The 19,755-nt window shown below is 40.6% G+C and carries 16 protein-coding genes, 8 tRNA genes and 3 pseudogenes; 22 read left to right on the top strand and 5 right to left on the bottom strand.

Annotated features, from left to right (window positions below; translation table 11 throughout):
- Nucleotides 1-3 precede the first annotated feature (3 nt).
- From O3616_RS03610 to O3616_RS03645, 8 genes are all read left to right on the top strand, one after another.
- Nucleotides 4-77: transfer RNA gene (locus O3616_RS03610), tRNA-Met, on the top strand.
- A gap of 13 nt (nt 78-90) precedes the next feature.
- Nucleotides 91-164 (top strand) — tRNA-Ile (locus O3616_RS03615).
- 12 nt (nt 165-176) lie between these two features.
- A tRNA-Ser gene (locus O3616_RS03620) sits at nt 177-266 on the top strand.
- A 9-nt stretch (nt 267-275) separates the two neighbouring features.
- Nucleotides 276-349, top strand: a tRNA-Met gene (locus O3616_RS03625).
- 3 nt (nt 350-352) lie between these two features.
- Nucleotides 353-425: transfer RNA gene (locus tag O3616_RS03630), tRNA-Phe, on the top strand.
- A 20-nt stretch (nt 426-445) separates the two neighbouring features.
- Nucleotides 446-516 (top strand) — tRNA-Gly (locus tag O3616_RS03635).
- A gap of 34 nt (nt 517-550) precedes the next feature.
- A tRNA-Ile gene (locus O3616_RS03640) sits at nt 551-624 on the top strand.
- A gap of 6 nt (nt 625-630) precedes the next feature.
- Nucleotides 631-718, top strand: a tRNA-Ser gene (locus O3616_RS03645).
- Nucleotides 719-903: 185 nt separating this feature from the next.
- On the opposite strand, the gene birA is transcribed toward O3616_RS03645, so the two are convergent.
- A complete protein-coding gene (gene birA, locus O3616_RS03650) occupies nt 904-1,839 on the bottom strand; it encodes a bifunctional biotin--[acetyl-CoA-carboxylase] ligase/biotin operon repressor BirA (protein ID WP_371638121.1) in 936 nt (311 codons plus the stop codon).
- 283 nt (nt 1,840-2,122) lie between these two features.
- Between birA and O3616_RS03655 the strand changes: the two genes are divergently transcribed.
- The 7 genes and pseudogenes from O3616_RS03655 (at nt 2,123) to O3616_RS03685 (ending at nt 8,518) form a co-directional block, all read left to right on the top strand.
- Entirely contained in the window at nt 2,123-3,316 is a 1,194-nt protein-coding gene (locus O3616_RS03655) for an O-antigen ligase family protein (RefSeq protein WP_371638123.1), read from the top strand.
- Between the two features lie 144 nt (nt 3,317-3,460).
- The gene (locus tag O3616_RS03660; RefSeq protein WP_371638124.1) at nt 3,461-3,904 is read left to right on the top strand and encodes a MarR family winged helix-turn-helix transcriptional regulator; all 444 of its coding nucleotides are present in this window, start codon (nt 3,461-3,463) and stop codon (nt 3,902-3,904) included.
- Nucleotides 3,905-3,938: 34 nt separating this feature from the next.
- A pseudogene (locus O3616_RS03665) lies at nt 3,939-4,130 on the top strand (polyketide cyclase); the annotation flags it as partial.
- A gap of 14 nt (nt 4,131-4,144) precedes the next feature.
- Entirely contained in the window at nt 4,145-4,873 is a 729-nt protein-coding gene (locus O3616_RS03670; RefSeq protein ID WP_371638126.1) for an ATP-binding cassette domain-containing protein, read from the top strand.
- Nucleotides 4,866-6,386: an ABC transporter permease/substrate-binding protein gene (locus O3616_RS03675; RefSeq protein ID WP_371638127.1), complete on the top strand. Its 1,521-nt coding sequence runs from the start codon at nt 4,866-4,868 to the stop codon at nt 6,384-6,386. Before O3616_RS03670 ends, O3616_RS03675 begins: the two co-directional genes overlap by 8 nt.
- Nucleotides 6,387-6,729: 343 nt before the next feature.
- A pseudogene (gene pnuC / locus O3616_RS03680) lies at nt 6,730-7,529 on the top strand (nicotinamide riboside transporter PnuC).
- Nucleotides 7,530-7,933: 404 nt separating this feature from the next.
- Nucleotides 7,934-8,518: a TMEM175 family protein gene (locus tag O3616_RS03685; protein ID WP_371638128.1), complete on the top strand. Its 585-nt coding sequence runs from the start codon at nt 7,934-7,936 to the stop codon at nt 8,516-8,518.
- A 37-nt stretch (nt 8,519-8,555) separates the two neighbouring features.
- Here the strand turns inward: O3616_RS03685 and O3616_RS03690 are convergent, their stop codons facing one another.
- Nucleotides 8,556-9,089: a TetR/AcrR family transcriptional regulator gene (locus tag O3616_RS03690; RefSeq protein ID WP_371638129.1), complete on the bottom strand. Its 534-nt coding sequence runs from the start codon at nt 9,087-9,089 to the stop codon at nt 8,556-8,558.
- 134 nt (nt 9,090-9,223) lie between these two features.
- Between O3616_RS03690 and O3616_RS03695 the strand changes: the two genes are divergently transcribed.
- Nucleotides 9,224-10,126, top strand: a complete 903-nt coding sequence (locus tag O3616_RS03695; RefSeq protein ID WP_371638130.1) for a cation diffusion facilitator family transporter — start codon at nt 9,224-9,226, stop codon at nt 10,124-10,126.
- A gap of 45 nt (nt 10,127-10,171) precedes the next feature.
- On the opposite strand, the gene O3616_RS03700 is transcribed toward O3616_RS03695, so the two are convergent.
- The gene (locus O3616_RS03700) at nt 10,172-11,002 is read right to left on the bottom strand and encodes a LysR family transcriptional regulator (RefSeq protein WP_371638132.1); all 831 of its coding nucleotides are present in this window, start codon (nt 11,000-11,002) and stop codon (nt 10,172-10,174) included.
- A gap of 114 nt (nt 11,003-11,116) precedes the next feature.
- Between O3616_RS03700 and O3616_RS03705 the strand changes: the two genes are divergently transcribed.
- The 3 genes and pseudogenes from O3616_RS03705 to O3616_RS03715 all read left to right on the top strand — a co-directional run bounded on the left by O3616_RS03705 (nt 11,117) and on the right by O3616_RS03715 (nt 14,018).
- The gene (locus O3616_RS03705; RefSeq protein ID WP_371638133.1) at nt 11,117-11,962 is read left to right on the top strand and encodes an aldo/keto reductase; all 846 of its coding nucleotides are present in this window, start codon (nt 11,117-11,119) and stop codon (nt 11,960-11,962) included.
- Nucleotides 11,963-12,159: 197 nt separating this feature from the next.
- Nucleotides 12,160-12,916 (top strand): annotated as a pseudogene (locus O3616_RS03710) (carboxymuconolactone decarboxylase family protein).
- 64 nt (nt 12,917-12,980) lie between these two features.
- Nucleotides 12,981-14,018, top strand: coding sequence for an alcohol dehydrogenase catalytic domain-containing protein (locus tag O3616_RS03715; protein ID WP_371638134.1), 1,038 nt, complete (start codon nt 12,981-12,983; stop codon nt 14,016-14,018).
- A gap of 67 nt (nt 14,019-14,085) precedes the next feature.
- Here the strand turns inward: O3616_RS03715 and galR are convergent, their stop codons facing one another.
- A complete protein-coding gene (gene galR, locus O3616_RS03720; RefSeq protein ID WP_371638135.1) occupies nt 14,086-15,087 on the bottom strand; it encodes a DNA-binding transcriptional regulator GalR in 1,002 nt (333 codons plus the stop codon).
- 164 nt (nt 15,088-15,251) lie between these two features.
- On the opposite strand from galR, the gene O3616_RS03725 reads away from it, so the two are divergent.
- The 3 genes from O3616_RS03725 (at nt 15,252) to O3616_RS03735 (ending at nt 18,404) form a co-directional block, all read left to right on the top strand.
- Complete coding sequence (locus O3616_RS03725; RefSeq protein WP_371638137.1) at nt 15,252-16,430, top strand: galactokinase; 1,179 nt, start codon at nt 15,252-15,254, stop codon at nt 16,428-16,430.
- A gap of 18 nt (nt 16,431-16,448) precedes the next feature.
- Nucleotides 16,449-17,930 (top strand): UDP-glucose--hexose-1-phosphate uridylyltransferase, encoded by a 1,482-nt coding sequence (locus O3616_RS03730; protein WP_371638138.1) that lies wholly within the window; start codon nt 16,449-16,451, stop codon nt 17,928-17,930.
- A gap of 69 nt (nt 17,931-17,999) precedes the next feature.
- Complete coding sequence (locus O3616_RS03735) at nt 18,000-18,404, top strand: PaaI family thioesterase (RefSeq protein WP_000651224.1); 405 nt, start codon at nt 18,000-18,002, stop codon at nt 18,402-18,404.
- Between the two features lie 45 nt (nt 18,405-18,449).
- Here the strand turns inward: O3616_RS03735 and O3616_RS03740 are convergent, their stop codons facing one another.
- Nucleotides 18,450-19,715: a DNA (cytosine-5-)-methyltransferase gene (locus O3616_RS03740; RefSeq protein ID WP_261037320.1), complete on the bottom strand. Its 1,266-nt coding sequence runs from the start codon at nt 19,713-19,715 to the stop codon at nt 18,450-18,452.
- Nucleotides 19,716-19,755 lie beyond the last annotated feature (40 nt).

Raw genomic sequence — 19,755 nt, forward strand, 5'->3', positions numbered from 1 at the left:
TATGGCGGTGTAGCTCAGCTGGCTAGAGCGTCCGGTTCATACCCGGGAGGTCGGGGGTTCGATCCCCTTCGCCGCTATAATGATCTTGTTGGACCTTTAGCTCAGCTGGTTAGAGCTCTCGGCTCATAACCGAGTGGTCGTAGGTTCAAGTCCTACAAGGTCCATTTAAATAATATGGAGGATTACCCAAGTCCGGCTGAAGGGAACGGTCTTGAAAACCGTCAGGCGTGTAAAAGCGTGCGTGGGTTCGAATCCCACATCCTCCTTTGTATTAACGCGGGATGGAGCAGCTCGGTAGCTCGTCGGGCTCATAACCCGAAGGTCGTAGGTTCAAATCCTGCTCCCGCAATAAGGCTCGGTAGCTCAGTTGGTAGAGCAATGGATTGAAGCTCCATGTGTCGGCGGTTCGATTCCGTCTCGCGCCATTTTTATTTATAGTATTTATGCGGGTGTAGTTTAGTGGTAAAACTACAGCCTTCCAAGCTGTTGTCGCGAGTTCGATTCTCGTCACCCGCTTTGAACTTTGTTCAAATTACCAAGTTTTTAACTTGGGCGCGTAGCTCAGGTGGTTAGAGCGCACGCCTGATAAGCGTGAGGTCGGTGGTTCGAGTCCACTCGTGCCCATTAATAGGAGAATTACTCAAGAGGCTGAAGAGGACGGTTTGCTAAATCGTTAGGTCGGGTAACTGGCGCAAGGGTTCGAATCCCTTATTCTCCGTTTTATTGAGAGTTTATAACTCTTTTTTTGTATTTTTAAGAATAGTAGAATAAAAACTTCAGATTTGTAAAACTTAATTGGATTACTTATCTGAAGTTTTTTTTGGCTCTTTGTCAACTGTAGTGGGCTGCAGAAAAGCTAAAATCTTTATATATTGTCGATTTTATGGTTGTGCTAGTTTATTATTACTTCCAACTCTTGAGTGAAATTTCTCCGCTATTGAGCCAGATTTCTTTTCCGTTATCACATTGAACTAAAAGTTTTCCATTTTCTGAGATGTCTTTAGCAAGTCCTTTGTAGTCTTTTTGATCCAGTGTGAAAGTAACTTCTTTTCCAAGAACAAATGACTGTTTTTTATAGAGGTATAATAACTCATCTGCTGGTGTTTCGAAGAATGCACGCCAGATTTCTATGATTAATTCATTCCTTGTTATTGGAGCTGTAGTTTTAAATAAGCTAGCAGCTTTTTCTTTTAATTCTTGTGGGAAATCATTAATAGCGAAGTTGATTCCTACTCCAATAATGATATCTGTGACTAAGCCAGTTTCTACAGACGTCATTGCTTCAGTAAGGATTCCTCCAATTTTATGATTTTTGAGGTAGATATCATTGACCCATTTTATGTCGACATCTATTAATGTTAGGTTCTTAATGGCTTTGTAGATAGCTCCTGCTACAAGTAGTGTGTAGGATGGTAATTGGTCATAGGGGAGATTGGGTTTAAGATGGAGTGTCATATAAATGCCACCTTGTGGGGAGTAGAAAGAACGTTGAAAACGTCCTCGGCCAGCTGTTTGATATGAAGCTAGATAGAGGGTGTTTGCTTCATTTCCTAAATCAATTGCTTCTTTTGCATCGAGTTGTGTTGATCTTGTTTCGGGTTTAAAACTGATTTTAATTGGAAGATTTTGTTCTAGAAGTTCTGGAAGAATAAGGTCTCCATTCACCAGTTTGTAGCCTTTGTTTTTGATACTATCAATTTCAATGCTTTCTTGTTCTAGACGCTTGATGGCTTTCCAAATTGATGTTCGGCTTAGGGATAGTTCTTCTGCGATTTTTTCTCCGCTGATATAGTCGGTTTCTTTAGCTAGAATTTGGTAGACGGCTTGGTAGGATTTCATAGTGTTTCCTTTCTTTAAGAATAGTATATGATTTGATTTTAGTTTGGATAGTTGCTTCTAATCTATATTTTATTACTACTATTTTAACATATGCCTACTATTTTCGGCACGATTTTTTAGAGTGAATCTAGTTATTAAGCTTGAGTTGTGAAATCTCAGTATTTTTGCTCGCTTTTTTACCTATGGAAGCGATTCCTTTGTTTTCAAATTGCTAAAAAAGTGGTACAATAAAGGGTAGCTTACTATTATCTGAATCAATTGATTTGGAGAGAAAGGATTCATTTTGAAATCAATAGGCTTTATTGAAAAGCTGAAAGGGTTGTCTAGTAAAGAACTGATTTTATTGGGAATTATCCTGAGTATCTTTTTACCCTTTTATCTTTTTGTAGTTGTATTCTGTTTATATATTATCAGTTTGATTTTTACAGGAGATATGAAAAGTATTCTTCAGAAAATGGGGGAGCATCCGATGCTGCTTCTTTTTCTTGGCTATAGTACTGTTATATCCGTTTTTGCACAAAATTGGATGGGTCTTGTGGCTTCAGTAGGAATTTTTCTATTTACTGTTTTCTTTTTACACTATCAGTCGATTTTATCACATAAATTCTTTCGATTGATTTTGCAGCTCGTCTTGTTTGGTAGCGTCTTGTCAGCTGCTTTTGCGAGTTTAGAACATTTCCAAATTGTGAAGAAATTTAACTATGCTTTTCTTTCACCCAATATGCAGGTATGGCATCAGAATCGTGCAGAAGTGACCTTCTTTAACCCTAATTATTATGGAATTATTTGTTGTTTCTGTATCATGATTTCCTTCTATCTGTTTACAACGACCAAGTTGAATTGGTTGAAAGTATTCTGTGTGATTGCAGGCTTTGTTAATCTCTTCGGTTTGAACTTTACGCAAAATCGAACTGCCTTTCCTGCTATTATCGCTGGAGCCATTATCTATCTCTTTACGACTATTAAAAACTGGAAGGCCTTTTGGCTTAGTATTGGGGTCTTTGCGATCGGCTTGAGCTTCCTCTTTTCTAGTGATTTGGGAGTTCGGATGGGGACTTTAGACTCTTCTATGGAAGAACGAATTTCTATCTGGGATGCTGGGATGGCCTTATTTAAGCAAAATCCTTTTTGGGGTGAGGGGCCATTGACCTATATGCACTCTTATCCTCGGATACATGCTCCATATCATGAACATGCCCACAGTCTTTATATCGATACGATTCTGAGTTACGGAATTGTGGGGACCATTTTACTAGTTTTGTCTTCTGTGGCTCCTGTTCGCTTGATGATGGATATGAGTCAGGAGTCGGGGAAACGTCCGATTATTGGTCTTTATCTATCTTTCCTTACAGTGGTTGCTGTACACGGAATCTTTGACTTGGCCCTCTTCTGGATTCAGTCAGGTTTCATTTTCTTGCTAGTTATGTGCAGCATTCCATTGGAACGTCGAACTTTGGTATCGGACATGACAGATTAAGTTTATAAGATTGAAATCTTCTACCTTGAGTAGGAGATTTTTTTACTGGGAAAAATTATTTCTAAATCGAAATAGTTGACAGATGGAACGACGAGTGTTACAATTGCTTTATTCATTTCGATATAGAAATAAATTGGAGGTGTCATGAAAGATAGTCATTTGGTAGCCCTTCATATTCGTTTGTTGAATGGGCGGATTTTTCAAAGGTTACTGAGCCAAGACCCTGAAGCTCTTTATCGGAGTGAGCAGGGAAAGATTTTAGCGGTTTTATGGAATAGTGAAACTGGCTGTGCAACTGCGACAGATATTGCTTTGGCGACTGGACTTGCTAATAATACGCTGACGACTATGATAAAAAAGCTAGAGGAACAAAATCTTGTAACTATTAGTCCATGTGGAGAAGATAAGCGTAAGAAGTATTTGGTTTTAACAGAGTTGGGGCAGTCTCAGAAAGAAGTGGGGCATCGTGTCAGTCAGAAATTGGATACGATTTTTTACAAAGGATTTTCAGAGGAAGAAATTCGTCAGTTTGAAGCCTTTCAAGAAAGAATTTTGGCTAATCTGAAAGAGGAGGAAAATGAGGTTTAAAATGGAGCAAATTAGCTGTTTATAAGTAAAGACCACTTTTGACTTTGTTTTTAAACTCTTAGGACAAGGAAACTATGTGGTTAGCTATGGTCAGACTCAGATTGGTGGAGTTGCCTATGCCCAGTATGATATCTTCCGTCTAGAAAACGGGAAAATTGTGGAGCATTGGGACAATAAGGAAGTCATGCCTAAGGTAGAAGACTTGACCAATCGAGGGAAGTTTTAAATTGAGGATACAGAATGATTGAATACAAAAATGTAGCTTTACGTTACACAGAAAAAGATGTCTTGAGAGATGTCAATTTACGGATTGAGAATGGGGAATTTATGGTTTTAGTTGGACCTTCTGGCTCAGGTAAGACGACCATGATTAAGATGATTAACCGTCTCTTGGAACCGACTGATGGAAATATTTATATGGATGGCAAGCGTATCAAAGATTATGATGAGCGTGAACTTCGTCTTTCTACTGGCTATGTTTTACAGGCCATTGCTCTCTTTCCCAATCTAACGGTCGCGGAAAATATTGCCCTGATTCCTGAGATGAAGGGATGGACTAAGGAAAAAATTGCTCAGAAAACAGAAGAGCTTTTGTCCAAGGTTGGCTTGCCAGTAGCTGAGTATGGGCATCGACTTCCGAGTGAATTATCTGGTGGAGAACAGCAACGGGTTGGAATTGTTCGTGCTATGATTGGTCAGCCTAAGATTCTCCTCATGGATGAGCCTTTTTCGGCTCTTGATGCTATTTCGCGAAAACAGTTGCAGGTTCTGACTAAAGAATTGCATAAAGAGTTTGGGATGACAACGATTTTTGTGACCCATGATACGGATGAAGCTTTGAAATTGGCGGACCGTATTGCTGTTTTGCAGGATGGAGAGATTCGTCAGGTGGCGACTCCTGAGACGATTTTAAAAGCGCCTGCAACAGACTTTGTAGCAGACTTGTTTGGAGGTAGTGTTCATGACTAATTTAATTGCAACTTTTCAGGATCGTTTTAGTGATTGGTTGACAGCTCTATCTCAACATTTGCAGTTGTCACTTTTGACCCTGTTACTAGCTATTTTTATCGCGATTCCTTTGGCTGTTTATCTTCGCTATCATGAGAAGTTGGCGGATTGGGTTTTGCAGATTGCAGGGATTTTCCAGACCATCCCGTCTCTGGCCTTGTTGGGGCTCTTTATTCCTTTGATGGGAATTGGGACTTTGCCTGCATTGACAGCTCTAGTGATTTATGCGATTTTTCCGATTTTGCAAAATACTATCACTGGGCTAAAAGGAATTGATCCGAGCCTGCAAGAGGCTGGGATTGCCTTTGGGATGACTAGGTGGGAGCGTCTCAAGAAGTTTGAAATTCCACTTGCCATGCCGGTTATGATGTCTGGGATTCGAACAGCAGCTGTCTTGATTATCGGTACGGCAACCTTAGCAGCCTTGATTGGGGCAGGAGGACTGGGTTCCTTTATCCTTTTGGGAATTGACCGCAATAATGCCAGTCTGATTTTGATTGGGGCACTTTCTTCAGCAGTGCTGGCTATTGCTTTTAACTTCCTACTAAAAGTAATGGAAAAAGCAAAATTGCGGACGATTTTCTCTGGTTTTGCCTTGGTAACCTTATTGCTGGGTCTGTCTTATAGTCCAGTCCTTTTGGCTCAAAAAGAGAAAGAGAACCTGGTTATTGCTGGGAAATTGGGTCCAGAACCAGAAATTTTGGCCAATATGTATAAGTTGCTGATTGAAGAAAATACCAGTATGACTGCGACTGTTAAACCGAATTTTGGGAAAACAAGTTTCCTTTATGAAGCTTTGAAAAAAGGTGATATTGATATCTATCCTGAATTTACTGGTACGGTGACTGAAAGTTTGCTTCAACCATCACCTAAGGTGAGTCATGAGCCAGAGCAGGTTTATCAGGTGGCGCGTGATGGCATTGCCAAACAGGATCATCTAGCCTATCTCAAACCCATGTCTTATCAAAATACCTACGCTGTAGCTGTTCCGAAAAAGATTGCTCAGGAATACGGCTTGAAGACCATTTCGGACTTGAAAAAAGTGGAAGGGCAGTTGAAGGCTGGATTTACCCTTGAGTTTAATGACCGTGAAGATGGTAATAAGGGCTTGCAATCAATGTATGGTCTCAATCTCAATGTAGCAACCATGGAGCCAGCCCTTCGCTATCAGGCAATTCAGTCAGGTGATATTCAAATCACGGATGCCTATTCGACTGATGCGGAATTGGCGCGTTATGATTTACAGATCTTGGAAGATGACAAGCAACTCTTCCCACCTTATCAAGGGGCTCCACTAATGAAAGAAGCTCTTCTCAAGAAACATCCAGAGTTGGAAACTGTTCTTAATAAATTGGCTGGTAAGATTACAGAAAGCCAGATGAGCCAGCTCAACTACCAAGTCGGTGTTGAAGGCAAGTCAGCAGAACAAGTAGCCAAGGAGTTTCTCCAAGAACAAGGTTTGTTGAAGAAATGATGTGGCAGAGACTTTAAGCAAACTGAACTCAACTTGGTTAAACGACTAGATAAAAGAACGCTCAGACAATGTCGTCTGGGCTTTTTTGATGTGAGAATTACTGAATGTCACTTAAAAGGGAAAGAAAGAGAAAATTTTCAGGATTTTGTAAACTTTACTGTAAAGACACTTGGATATTCACAAAATAGGTGTATAATGTGTTGTGAAGCATTTAAAATATAAGGATTTTCAGCTCATGTCGACTAAGGCTGGAAATCTTGTGTATAGACAGTTCATTATCTAATAGAGCGTTGCGTCCGAAAGTCTATCCAGACACGGCTCTTTAAAAACAAAAGGAGAAATGATGCATACTTATTTGCAAAAGAAAATTGAAAATATCAAAACAACTCTAGGTGAAATGTCAGGTGGTTACCGCCGTATGGTTGCGGCTATGGCTGATTTAGGATTTTCAGGAACTATGAAGGCTATCTGGGATGACCTCTTTGCCCATCGTAGTTTTGCCCAGTGGTTGTATTTGCTGGTTTTAGGAAGTTTTCCTCTCTGGCTAGAGTTGATTTACGAACACCGTATTGTTGACTGGATTGGGATGATTTGTAGTCTGACAGGGATTATCTGTGTTATCTTTGTATCGGAAGGTCGAGCAAGTAATTATCTTTTTGGCTTGATTAACTCTGCTATTTACCTTATTTTGGCCCTACAGAAAGGCTTTTATGGTGAGGTACTGACGACAATTTACTTCACAGTCATGCAACCGATTGGACTTCTAGTTTGGATCTACCAAGCACAGTTCAAGAAAGAAAAGCAGGAGTTTGTTGCACGTAAATTGGACGGCAAGGGCTGGACAAAGTATCTTTCCATTAGTGTTCTTTGGTGGTTGACCTTTGGATTCATTTATCAGTCTATCAGTCTATCGGTGCCAATCGTCCTTATCGTGATTCAATCACAGATGCGACCAATGGGGTAGGGCAAATCCTCATGACAGCTGTTTACCGTGAACAGTGGATATTCTGGGCAGCTACCAATGTCTTTTCAATCTATCTCTGGTGGGGAGAAAGCCTGCAAATTCAAGGGAAATATCTAATTTATCTCATTAACAGTCTAGTTGGTTGGTATCAATGGAGCAAGGCAGCAAAGAGTGCTTAAAAAGTAAAAAAGGATCGGATGATCCTTTTTTGTGTTAGAGCAAAATGAATAATACCGTAATGATAATAGCGCTCGTTATACGAACGATGTGGTGCGATATATGTTGTTTTTTTTCTGTTTGTCATTCCCATAGGCTCCGTAGCAAATCACCCCACAGCCAACCAGCCAAAGAGATAGTACAACAAGCGGCAAAAGGAAGTAGAGGATGAGAGATAAGGTCGCAAGGCTACTTCCGATAAGGAGAAGTCGCTTTCCTAATTGTTAAATGAAGTGATATACTTGAAGGATATCAAATCTATTTTGCTCTTCCGAGTTTAATTTTTTATCAAAACATGCTATACTGTAGCATAGAAATAAACGATCACTTATTAACGAAGTATAGTGAGAGTTGAAAGGATTGGAAAATGAATAAACAACCGCAAATCATGGAAAAAGAACGTTTGGGGGCTTTTATAGATGCAGTTTTAGCCATCGTTATGACTATCTTGGTGCTTGAGTTGGAAAAACCGAAGACATTTGATGTACAAGGATTATGGGAGCTTCGAACAAATTTTCTCGCCTACGCCATCTCTTTCTTTTGGCTAGGAGCTATGTGGTCCAATATTCACGCTGCCTCCCACCTTATTCAAAAAATCAGTCAAAAAACGGTTTGGGCTACCATTGTTATGCTTTTTTTCTCTTCCCTCTTTCCCTATGCGACACAGCTCATAGCGACTCATTTTACGAATGGGACTATGCAGGCCTTTTACGGAGTCATCGTCCTACTGATTACTTTTTCAGTCTTATGGTATTATCGTACGCTTGAGGAGGTAAATGATGGCGCAGAAATGTATGGGTTGAATGCAGATCGCCAAAAATGGTTGACTTGGGACATTGGCATTAAGATTCTTGGATTAATCTTGTCCCTGACGATTTTTCCGGCAGGAGTTGGGATTTCAGTCCTAGTGACCCTTCTATTTATTGTCATTCCTAAACAATTTAATCCATAAAAAGTCAAAACGAGTCCTTTTGGACTCGTTTTTCTGTTTAATTATAGACATGTAGGATTTCCAAATAAAACTGGATCACTTCTTGTTCGGAGTAGGACTTGCCTTTTTTCAACCACCAGCTGAGGGTTTCAATGAAATGGCTGACGACAAAGTGTTGAAGATAGGATGACGGAATCTTGGGATGAACTGTTTGCAAGTCTTGGACGACCATCGGGTAGACATGATGTTTGAGCTCTTTTTGCAGTTGGCGGAGAAAGTAGTCATTTTTTGATAGGAGAAGACTGGTAACATGGTCTTGATTTTTCTTAAAATGCAAAAAGATATGCGCCAAATAATCCTCTGTTGAGAGATGCTTTTCACGTTCAAAGAGGTGGTGGAAAAGGTATCGACAGAGTTCATCTAGAAGTAACTCCTTACTTTCATAATGACTGTAAAAGGTTGAACGACCAACGTCAGCCAAGTCGATAATTTCTTGAACGGTAATGGTTTCGTATCTTTTGGAATTTAGTAGCTGTAAGAATGCTTGATAGATAGCTTTTTTTGTCTTATTGATACGGCGATCTTTTTTCACTTGATGTACATTTGAAACAAAATGTTCAGAATCGTACGAACTGAACGAACTGCTTCTATCCTTTCTTTGAGTGGTGGGGGATAATAAGAATGAACAAGGTGTTCATAAGACTATTATACCAAAGGAGAGTAAAAATGACTTCAAAAGGTGCAGTTTGGTTGGTATTTCTGCTAAATAGTGTCTTTGCTATGATTGAGTTTATCTCAGGGGGAATTTTCCATTCGAGTGCGGTTTTAGCGGATGCGGTTCATGATACAGGAGATGCTTTGGCTATTGGTTTATCAGCACTTCTTGAAAGTATTTCCAATCGCGAAGAAGACAGTCGCTATACTCTTGGTTATAAACGCTTTAGCCTTTTAGGTGCGCTCGTTACTGCTGTCATCTTGATGACTGGTTCCATGATGGTGTTTCTGGAAAATATCAGTAAGCTTTTCCATCCGCAAGTAGTGAATAGCCAAGGGATGCTTTGGATTGGTGTTATTGCAATTGTTATCAATGTGATTGCGAGTCTGATTGTTGAAAAGGGGAAAACCAAGAACGAATCCATTCTCAGTCTCCATTTTTTGGAAGATACTTTGGGTTGGTTAGCCGTTATTCTGATGGCCATTATTCTCAGATTTACAGACTGGTATATCCTAGACCCGCTCTTGTCACTCGCTATTTCTTTGTTTATTCTTTCAAAAGCTATTCCACGTTTTTGGTCTACGATTAAAATTTTCCTCGATGCTGTGCCAGAAGGAGTAGATATCCAGAAGATCAAGAGTGATTTGGAGCAATTGGACCATGTCTCTAGCGTTAATCAGCTCAATCTCTGGACAATGGATGGCTTGGAGAAAAATGCCATTATCCATGTTTGTCTCGAGCATGTCAAACATATGGAAGTTTGTAAAGAATCCATTCGAACCATACTCAAAGATTGTGGCTTTCAAAATGTCACCATTGAGGTCGATGAAGATCTGGCGACTCACCGAGCCCATAAACGCAATATGGCAGAGCTAGAAGCGAATAGAAATCATGAGAATGCTCATCATCATTAAATACAAAATGACTCCTAGAGAATTAGATTTCCCAGGAGTTTTGTCTTATTTAATGAATTCCGCTAAATGAATATCTGGGTTGAGGGAGACTAAATAGTAGGTCATATGTGCCTCTGGATCAGACAGAGGAATGATGACTCGTTCTGTTTGAAGTGTTTCTCTATCTTTACTAAGATTGGTCGCAAAGCGAGGCAGGGTGGAGTTGTTAGCTAATTCTTCAAATTCGAAACGGCTGGATTGAACGAGGAATTTAGAAGCAGGCATTTTCTCTTGGACTAGGTCATTCCAAAAACCAATCTGATTCATCAAAAGAAAGTTGTAGCCATCAATATCTGAAAAGCTGATAGAAGTTTCTTTAGCCAAGACGTGGTCTAAAGGGACAACGATGTCCAGACTTTCTTTGAGATAAGGTAGAGAGTCAATCGAGTGTCCCTCAAAAGAAAAGGGCAAGACAGCTATATCCGTGGTATTTTCATCAATAGCTTCAAGCACCTGGTTTGTTGAACAAATCTTATGTTTGATTTGTTTGTCAGGATAAAGACTGGTTAATGTTGGAAGGAGACTCCAGAGGGGAGCTGGAGCAACAGAGGTTACTGTAATGGTCTTGAGGCTCTGGTCGAAATCTCTTACTTCTTGAATGCCTTGTTGGCTAGTTTCTAAAATACGTCGAGCCACTTGGACAGCCCGCTCCCCTGTTTCATTCAGTGAAATCCGATTGACACTGCGTTCAAAGAGGGTGACACCAAAGTCTTCCTCTAGATGTTGCATGGAGCGAGAGAGGGAAGGAGTGGAAATCAGGAATTGTTCAGCAACTTTGGAGAGGGTTCCTAACTCCTTAAAAGCGACGAGTTGTTCGAGTTCTTCGAGGTTTAACATAGCAGGCTCCTTTTAGTTTTCGTTTTATGAAAAGTAGATTCCTTTATTGATAGTGTACAAAATTCTTGATCAGATGTAAACTAGAACCATCAAGAGAAATAAGGAGATAACAAAATGCTTTACAAAACTTTAAATAACAATGTTAAAATGCCTCAATTAGGATTTGGGGTTTTCCAAACACCAATCGATGAAACCAAGCAAGCAGTTCGGGATGCTATCGAAGTGGGGTATCGCTCTTTTGATACCGCTCAATCCTATCAAAATGAAGAAGGGGTCGGTCAAGCCATCAAGGAATCAGGTCTTCCTCGGGAAGAATTCTTCATCACTACCAAGATTTGGATTTCTAATGCAGGCTATGAAAAGGCTAAGGCTTCGATTCAAGAGTCTTTGCAAAAATTGCAAACAGACTATATTGATCTTTTGCTTATTCACCAACCATTTGGAGATTACTACGGAACTTACAGAGCCATGGAAGAAGCCTATAAAGCTGGCAAGGTCCGTGCTATAGGGGTCTCTAACTTTTCACCGGATCGTTTTATTGATTTGCAGCATTTCATAGAGATCAAACCGGCTGTCAACCAGATTGAAACCCATATCTTCCAGCAACAAAAAGTGGCTAAGAAGTATTTGGAAAAATACCAGTGCCAAATCGAGTCTTGGGGACCTTTTGCGGAAGGACGCAATGATTTCTTTAACACGCCTCTCTTGAAGGAAATTGGAGAAAAATATGGCAAGTCCGTAGCGCAGGTTGCCCTTCGTTTCCTTCTTCAAAGTAATGTGGTGGTCATTCCAAAATCCGTCCGCAAGGAATGTATGCAAGAGAATTTCAATGTGTTTGATTTCGAATTGACGGAAGAAGAGATCAAGAGTATCGAAGGCTTGGACCAAGAGAAATCCCTTTTCTTTGATCACCAGGATCCAGAAACAGCCGAATTTTTCATGAGTATTGTCAATAAGTAAAAGAATATACATGACAAAAATAGAAAAACACATTTATCATTTTTAATCATTTTGAGTGGCTTTACGGCCTTTACTCCACACTCAGCTAATTTTAAAAGATGATATTTTTATAGCTATTGTTTAGTTTGTGTTTCAGATTGAATAATACTGTTAAGCGAAAAATTATATATTATTAGAGATTAAGGAAAGGAGAAAAAATGTTTAAGATAAAACAAACTGCAGGACGGGATTTTCTTGGGGATTTTGCACCAGAATTTGCTCATTTTAATAATGAAATCCTTTTGGGGGAAAATTGGAACAATCAAGATATTGATTTGAAAACAAGAACGATTGTTATAATTGTTGCATTGATGTCCTCTGGAATAACCGATCAATCTTTAGTTAATTACTTTGAAAATGCAAAGAAAAATGGTGTATCACAAAAAGAAATTGCAGCGATTATCACTCATGTAGCTTTCTACTCAGGATGGTCTAAAGCTTGGGCAGTTTTTAATCTTGCTAAGGAAATTTGGAAAATAGATGTAGCTGATGAAAGTAGTAAAGAGGTCTATCAAGCTTCTATTTTGTTTCCAATAGGTCACGAAAATACGGAATATAAAAATATTTCGTCGCTCAACCTTATTTAGCGCCTATTGCAAATGAGGGCTTCCCAATTTTTAATGTAACTTTTGAGCCAGGATGTCGTAATCATTGGCATACTCACACTGCAGAAAAAGGTGGCAGACAAATGCTCATCTGTATTGGGGGTGTGGGATATTACCAAGAATTTGGGAAAAAGCTGTTAAACTTCTTCCTGGAGATCCAGTTACGATTCCTGTCAATGTTAAACATTGGCACGGAGCTAGTCAAGATTCTTGGTTCTCTCATTTAGCATTTGAGACTCCAGGGGGAAAAATAAACACAGAGTGGCATGAAGTCCTATCAGATGATGATTACCTGAAGGCACAGCAATAAAATAATTGCTATCTATCAATAAAAAATGTATATTATGATTAGGGTTTAGAAAGAGGAAGAAGTAATGAAATCAGCAGTATATACAAAGGCAGGCCAGGTTGGTCTTGTCAGCATTGAACGTCCGCAAATTATAGAAGCAGATGATGCTATTATCCGCATTGTCCGTACTTGTGTTTGTGGCTCGGACCTTTGGAGTTACCGGAATCCCGAAATCGAAGAAGGACATAGAAATAGCGGTCATGAGGCGATTGGAATTATCGAAGAAGTTGGTGAGAACGTCACTACAGTAAAACCAGGTGACTTTGTCATTGCTCCGTTTACACATGGTTGTGGTCAGTGTGATGCTTGCCGTGCTGGTTTTGATGGTTCGTGTGATAATCATCCTGGTAACAACTGGTCAGGTGGTGTCCAGGCTGAGTATATCCGTTTCCACTATGCCAACTGGGCGCTGGTTAAAATTCCAGGACAACCTTCTGATTATAGCGAAGGTATGCTAAAGTCTCTCTTGACTCTTGCTGATGTGATGCCGACAGGCTATCATGCGGCGCGTGTTGCAAATGTTCAAAAAGGCGACAAGGTTGTTGTTATAGGTGATGGGGCTGTTGGTCAATGTGCTGTTATCGCGGCTCAGATGCGTGGTGCTTCACAAATTATTCTTATGAGCCGTCATGAAGATCGTCAAAAGATGGCTCTGGAGTCAGGTGCGACAGCGGTTGTAGCTGAGCGAGATGAAGAAGGAATTACCAAGGTGCGTGAAATCCTCGGTGGAGGAGCAGACGCAGCACTTGAATGTGTTGGAACAGAAGCAGCGGTTGATCAAGCTCTTGGTGTTCTCCATAATGGAGGTCGTTTGGGCTTTGTTGGCGTACCGCACTATGAAAATCGAGCCATTGGCTCAACCTTTGGTCAAAATACCATAATCGGTGGTGGTCCAGCTTCTGTCACAACTTATGATAAACAAGTATTACTAAAAGCCGTTCTTGATGGCGATATCAACCCAGGCCGTGTCTTTACTTCAAGCTATAAATTAGAAGATATTGATAGAGCTTATAAAGATATGGATGAACGTAAGACCATTAAGTCTATGATTGTGATGGACTAAAAAAGAAAATCCTAATGGAGATGTGAGACTCTCTATTAGGATTTTTTGTCATGTTTAATTTGTGGAGTTATGGCAGAGTACTCTCTCTCAATGTCAGTCTGGTTCCCAGCATAGTCAGGCTAGGGATTTTCCGACCGTGGAGTACTTCCTTATTAAGAATATCCATACCTGCTCGGCCCATTTCTTCAGTATAAACCGTGATGCTAGAAAGGGGAGGATAAACCTGCTTGGTCAGGCTGGTGTCGTTAAAGGAAATGAGGTTGACGCGGTCTGGTAGGCTGATTCCAGCCTCTTGGAGGGCACGGAGAGCACCGATAGCTAAACTATCGCTAGCTGCGAAAAAGGCTGGTGGGAGTTGGTCTCCTAAGTTCTGAATGGCCTCCTTCATTAAGTCATAGCCAGACTGGGCGGTAAAGCTACCTTGAAAGACCAGTTCATCATGATAGATTCCTTTTGTTTGACTGTAGTTTCTGAAATTTTCCAGCCGCTTATCCTCAATGATTTCTTCTTGGTCAGTTGTTTCCTCAAGGCCGGTTAAAATTCCGATACGATTCAATCCTTGGCTGAGGAAATAATCGACAACCTGTTTCATGGCAGTGTAAAAGTCCGTGATAATGCAGGTGTGTCCCAGGGAAAGTGTATCACTGTCTAGAAAGACAAGAGGCTTTTGGTATTCTTCAAAGGCAGAAATCTGAGCTCGACTAAACTTTCCGATGCAGAGAATCCCAATCACTTCCTCGCTTAGGGTAAAAGGATGGTCATTAAAATAGCGCAAAATATCATAGTCCAGTTCTTGGGCTCTTTTTTCTATGCCTAGGCGAATCTGGTAGTAGTAGAGGTCGTCCAGCTCCCCTTGTTCACTGACCCATTGGATAATGGCAATCTTTTGTTTGGGCTTGTGGGACTCGCCTGTCTTGAGGTGCTTAGTGTAGCCCAACTCTTCAGCAACAGTTAAAATACGGTGTCTGGTTTCTTCTGTGACAGATAGGCTCTGGTCGCGATTGAGGACACGAGATACGGTCGCGATAGAGACAGAGGCTAGCTGTGCAATGTCTTTTAAGGTAGCCATAAATCCTCCTCCTTTTAGGTTAGTATATCATATTTTTCTGTTTTTTACTGATAGTTTAGTAAAATTTTAGTAAAAAGGATTGACCTTGGCAAAAGCCTTGGATACAATAGAAGAAAACGATTACACGTTAAGGCGACTTAACGAACAGTCAAAGGAGAATTCATATGACACAACATCTTACTGCTGAAGCCCTTCGCAAAGACTTTCTTGCCGTTTTTGGTCACGAAGCAGACCAAACTTTCTTTTCACCAGGTCGTATCAATCTGATTGGTGAACACACAGACTACAACGGTGGGCACGTTTTTCCAGCTGCTATTTCCTTGGGAACGTACGGTGCAGCTCGCAAGCGTGACGACCAAGTTTTGCGTTTCTACTCAGCTAACTTTGAAGACAAGGGCATTATCGAAGTGCCTCTTGCTGACCTCAAATTTGAAAAAGAGCATAGCTGGACCAACTATCCAAAAGGGGTTCTTCATTTCTTGCAAGAAGCTGGACATGTGATTGACAAAGGGTTTGATTTTTATGTTTATGGGAATATCCCAAATGGTGCCGGCTTGTCTTCATCAGCATCCTTGGAACTCTTGACAGGAGTGGTGGCAGAGCATCTCTTTGATTTAAAACTAGACCGTTTGGATTTGGTTAAAATCGGAAAACAAACGGAAAATAACTTTATCGGAGTCAACTCTGGTATTATGGACCAATTTGCTATCGGTATGGGTGCTGACCAACGTGCCATTTACCTAGATACCAATACCTTAGAGTACGACTTGGTGCCACTTGATTTGAAGGACAATGTCGTTGTTATCATGAACACTAACAAACGTCGTGAACTAGCAGATTCTAAGTACAATGAACGCCGTGCTGAGTGTGAAAAAGCTGTGGAAGAGTTGCAAGTTGCCTTGGATATTCAGACCTTGGGTGAATTGGACGAGTGGACCTTTGACCAATATAGCTATCTGATTAAAGATGAAAATCGTTTGCAACGAGCTCGCCATGCTGTGCTTGAAAACCAACGTACCCTTAAAGCTCAAGCAGCCCTTCAAGCAGGTGATTTGGAAACATTTGGTCGTTTGATGAATGCGTCACACGTTTCCCTAGAGCATGACTATGAAGTGACTGGTTTGGAATTGGATACTCTTGTTCACACAGCTTGGGCACAAGAAGGTGTTCTCGGTGCTCGTATGACGGGGGCTGGTTTTGGTGGTTGTGCTATTGCTTTGGTGCAAAAAGATACAGTTGAGGCCTTTAAGGAAGCTGTTGGCAAGCACTACGAGGAAGTAGTTGGCTACGCTCCAAGCTTCTATATCGCTGAAGTTGCAGGTGGCACTCGCGTCCTTGACTAGTCAAAAGGAGGCTCTATAGTGACCTTAGTAGATAAATTTGTAACATATGTCATTTCTGAAAGTTCATATGAGGAAATGGATCGAATCTACCTGACCAATCGTGTCTTGGCACTAGTGGGAGATGGTGTTTTGGCAGTTGAGACCAATCTGGATAAATTGATTGATCTCAAGGACCAGCTGGTTGAGAAAGCCGTTCGATTAGAGACGATTGAGGATAGTCAGACTGCGCGTGAAATCCTTGGTGCTGAATTGATGGACTTGGTGACCCCTTGTCCGAGTCAGGTCAATCGTGACTTCTGGACAACCTATGCCCACTCTCCTGAGCAAGCGATAGAGGATTTTTACCAACTCAGTCAGAAGAATGACTACATCAAACTCAAGGCCATTGCTAAGAACATTGCTTACCGTGTTCCATCTGATTACGGAGAGCTTGAAATTACCATCAATCTCTCTAAGCCTGAAAAGGATCCCAAAGAGATTGCGGCAGCCAAGTTGGTGCAAGCTAGCAATTATCCCCAATGTCAGCTTTGTCTAGAGAATGAGGGCTACCATGGTCGAGTTAACCACCCAGCTCGCAGCAACCATCGTATTATACGTTTTGAAATGGCTGGTCAGGAGTGGGGCTTCCAGTATTCGCCCTATGCTTACTTTAATGAGCACTGTATTTTCTTAGATGGGCAGCATCGTCCCATGACGATTAGCCGTCAGAGTTTTGAGCGTCTACTGGCTATTGTAGAGCAGTTTCCAGGATATTTTGCTGGCTCTAATGCAGACCTGCCGATTGTGGGTGGCTCTATTCTGACTCATGACCACTATCAGGGAGGCCGTCACGTATTTCCTATGGAATTGGCTCCCTTGCAAAAGCCTTTCTCTTTTACTGGTTTTGAACAGGTTAAGGCTGGGATTGTCAAGTGGCCAATGTCAGTGTTGCGTTTGACTTCGGATTCCAAAGAAGATTTGATCAACTTAGCTGACAAGATTTTGCAGGAATGGCGCCAGTATTCAGATCCGGCAGTGCAGATTTTGGCAGAAACAGACGGGACACCGCATCACACCATCACACCTATAGCGCGCAAACGTGATGGCCAGTTTGAGTTGGACTTGGTTTTGCGGGATAATCAGACTTCTGCAGAACATCCTGATGGAATCTATCATCCCCACAAGGATGTCCAACATATCAAGAAGGAAAATATTGGCTTGATTGAGGTCATGGGCTTGGCTATTTTGCCACCTCGTTTGAAAGAAGAAGTGGAGCAAGTCGCCAGCTATCTTGTTGGAGAAGGGGATACAGTTGCCTCTTATCATCAAGAATGGGCAGACAATCTCAAAGCTCAACATCCAGACCTAAAAGATAAAGAAAAAGCCCTTGAAATCGTCAAGGACTCTGTTGGTGCTATCTTTGCGCGTGTTTTGGAGAATGCAGGAGTTTACAAGCAGACGGAGCAAGGACAGGCAGCCTTTATGCGCTTTGTAGAGCAGGTCGGAATTTTGCCAGACTAGGAGCTTTCTCCTTGCACAGTCCTATAAAAAGTAGTATCATAGTGTCGTTTGAAATATCAGGAGGAAACGATGAAAGATTTTCATTTTGACGCTATATCTGCCTTTGAAAATTACGAAATTGAACAAATGAGAGATGGTCACGTTGTGGTGACGACCAAAGTAGTGGACTCGTCGCTAAACTACTATGGCAATGCCCATGGTGGCTATCTCTTCACCCTTTGTGACCAGATTAGTGGTTTGGTGGTTATCTCGCTGGGACTTGATGGGGTGACACTTCAATCCTCTATCAACTACCTCAAGGCAGGAAAACTTGACGACGTGTTGACCATTAAAGGAGAATGCGTCCATCAAGGTCGCACAACCTGTGTGGTGGATGTGGATATCACCAATCAAGAGGGCAGAAATGTCTGTAAAGCAACCTTTACCATGTTTGTCACAGGCCAGAGGTCAGAAGAAAGACAGGTAAGGATATAGATAACTAAAAAAGAGGCTCGCACCTCTTTTTTAGTTTCAGATAAATCAATCAATTTCTTTAATAAACTTAGCAATTTCTTTTACAATTTCAGTAACTAAAGCATTTCCCATAAAAAACATTCTCATTTTATCAGATACCTCTACAATAGAACCGTCAGATAGTTTCTTTTTAGCTGTCCAATCATCTGGGAAATCCTGAAGGCGTTCAGCTTCAATGGGGGTAATTAATCTATATTTATTGTTTACAAATAATAAATGTGTGGAACGATTAACAGTTCCTTCGGATGTAAGCATTGTTCTTCCTGGAAGGTTTAAATCATCATAAGGGGACATTCCTCCTTCTGAATAGATGTATTGATGTCCGTCAGAGGATGTTCGCTCAATTTTTTTAGGTCCTCTAAGATATTGAAATTTTTCTAGTTTAGCCTTATCAGTTAAAAAATATTTTTCAGGTACTTCAGATTCATCTTGAAGAATTTCTCCTAGAGTAATCGGATTACCATTGTAGTTAGGTTCTGTATCAATAGAATAGTATTTTCCATGTCTCATAATTCCTGTATTCCAAACAGTACCAGTAAAAGTATCTGAAACTTCAACTATATCATTTGGTAACTCATAAAATACATGACGATTTTTAACTGCTATAGGTTTAATAGGAAATTGTTTCGCAAATAGACCTTGATTGAAAATATAATCATCATACCTATTATCTTCAAAGATTTCTTCATTTTTTTCGTAAAGATTGTCAATTTTTTGGGCAAAGACTGTATCATTTCGATATACGAAAAAGAATACACGACGTCTTCGTTGGCTTCTTCCATACTCAGCAGCATTAATAACTCTCCACTCTACAGAATATCCAAGATTATTAAAAGCTGTTAGCATGATTGCAAAATCACGTCCTCTCTGTTTTGAGGGCGCTTTTAAAAGCCTATCCACATTTTCCAGAATTAAGTATTTGGGTTTAATGATTTCCGTTGCTCTAATGATTTCCCAAAATAAAACTCCTTTTTTTCCTTCAATACCTTTCTCATTTTTCTTGCTACGCGCAACAGAGTAATCTTGGCAAGGAAAACCACCGACAATCATATCGGCATCCATTTTGGAAAATTGTTCGTCTGTTATATCAGAGATACTAATATTGATGTTTTCGCTATTGGGGAAGTGATAATCATAGACCTCAAATGCGTCTTGAGATTTACGAGATGGTTCCCATTGGTTTGCCCATTTTGTTTTAAAGAGTTGCTTATCGGCATTTTCTAATCCTATCCGAAAACCGCCAACTCCAGCAAATAGTTCGAGAACTTTCATCTTTTCTCCTTCATTTTTTTACAGTTTAATCCATTATATA

The sequence above is a fragment of the Streptococcus sp. 27098_8_86 genome (assembly GCF_041432595.1).
GTDB classification, from domain to species: Bacteria; Bacillota; Bacilli; order Lactobacillales; family Streptococcaceae; genus Streptococcus; species Streptococcus pneumoniae_F.

Excerpts from the sequence above, each read along its gene's own strand:
- O3616_RS03695 (WP_371638130.1), top strand. The coding sequence starts at position 9,224 with ATGACTTCAAAAGGTGCAGTTTGGTTGGTATTTCTGCTAAATAGTGTC.
- O3616_RS03700 (WP_371638132.1), bottom strand. The coding sequence starts at position 11,002 with ATGTTAAACCTCGAAGAACTCGAACAACTCGTCGCTTTTAAGGAGTTA.
- O3616_RS03675 (WP_371638127.1), top strand. The coding sequence starts at position 4,866 with ATGACTAATTTAATTGCAACTTTTCAGGATCGTTTTAGTGATTGGTTG.
- O3616_RS03735 (WP_000651224.1), top strand. The coding sequence starts at position 18,000 with ATGAAAGATTTTCATTTTGACGCTATATCTGCCTTTGAAAATTACGAA.
- O3616_RS03660 (WP_371638124.1), top strand. The coding sequence starts at position 3,461 with ATGAAAGATAGTCATTTGGTAGCCCTTCATATTCGTTTGTTGAATGGG.
- O3616_RS03670 (WP_371638126.1), top strand. The coding sequence starts at position 4,145 with ATGATTGAATACAAAAATGTAGCTTTACGTTACACAGAAAAAGATGTC.
- galR (WP_371638135.1), bottom strand. The coding sequence starts at position 15,087 with ATGGCTACCTTAAAAGACATTGCACAGCTAGCCTCTGTCTCTATCGCG.
- O3616_RS03740 (WP_261037320.1), bottom strand. The coding sequence starts at position 19,715 with ATGAAAGTTCTCGAACTATTTGCTGGAGTTGGCGGTTTTCGGATAGGA.
- birA (WP_371638121.1), bottom strand. The coding sequence starts at position 1,839 with ATGAAATCCTACCAAGCCGTCTACCAAATTCTAGCTAAAGAAACCGAC.
- O3616_RS03705 (WP_371638133.1), top strand. The coding sequence starts at position 11,117 with ATGCTTTACAAAACTTTAAATAACAATGTTAAAATGCCTCAATTAGGA.
- O3616_RS03725 (WP_371638137.1), top strand. The coding sequence starts at position 15,252 with ATGACACAACATCTTACTGCTGAAGCCCTTCGCAAAGACTTTCTTGCC.
- O3616_RS03685 (WP_371638128.1), top strand. The coding sequence starts at position 7,934 with ATGAATAAACAACCGCAAATCATGGAAAAAGAACGTTTGGGGGCTTTT.
- O3616_RS03715 (WP_371638134.1), top strand. The coding sequence starts at position 12,981 with ATGAAATCAGCAGTATATACAAAGGCAGGCCAGGTTGGTCTTGTCAGC.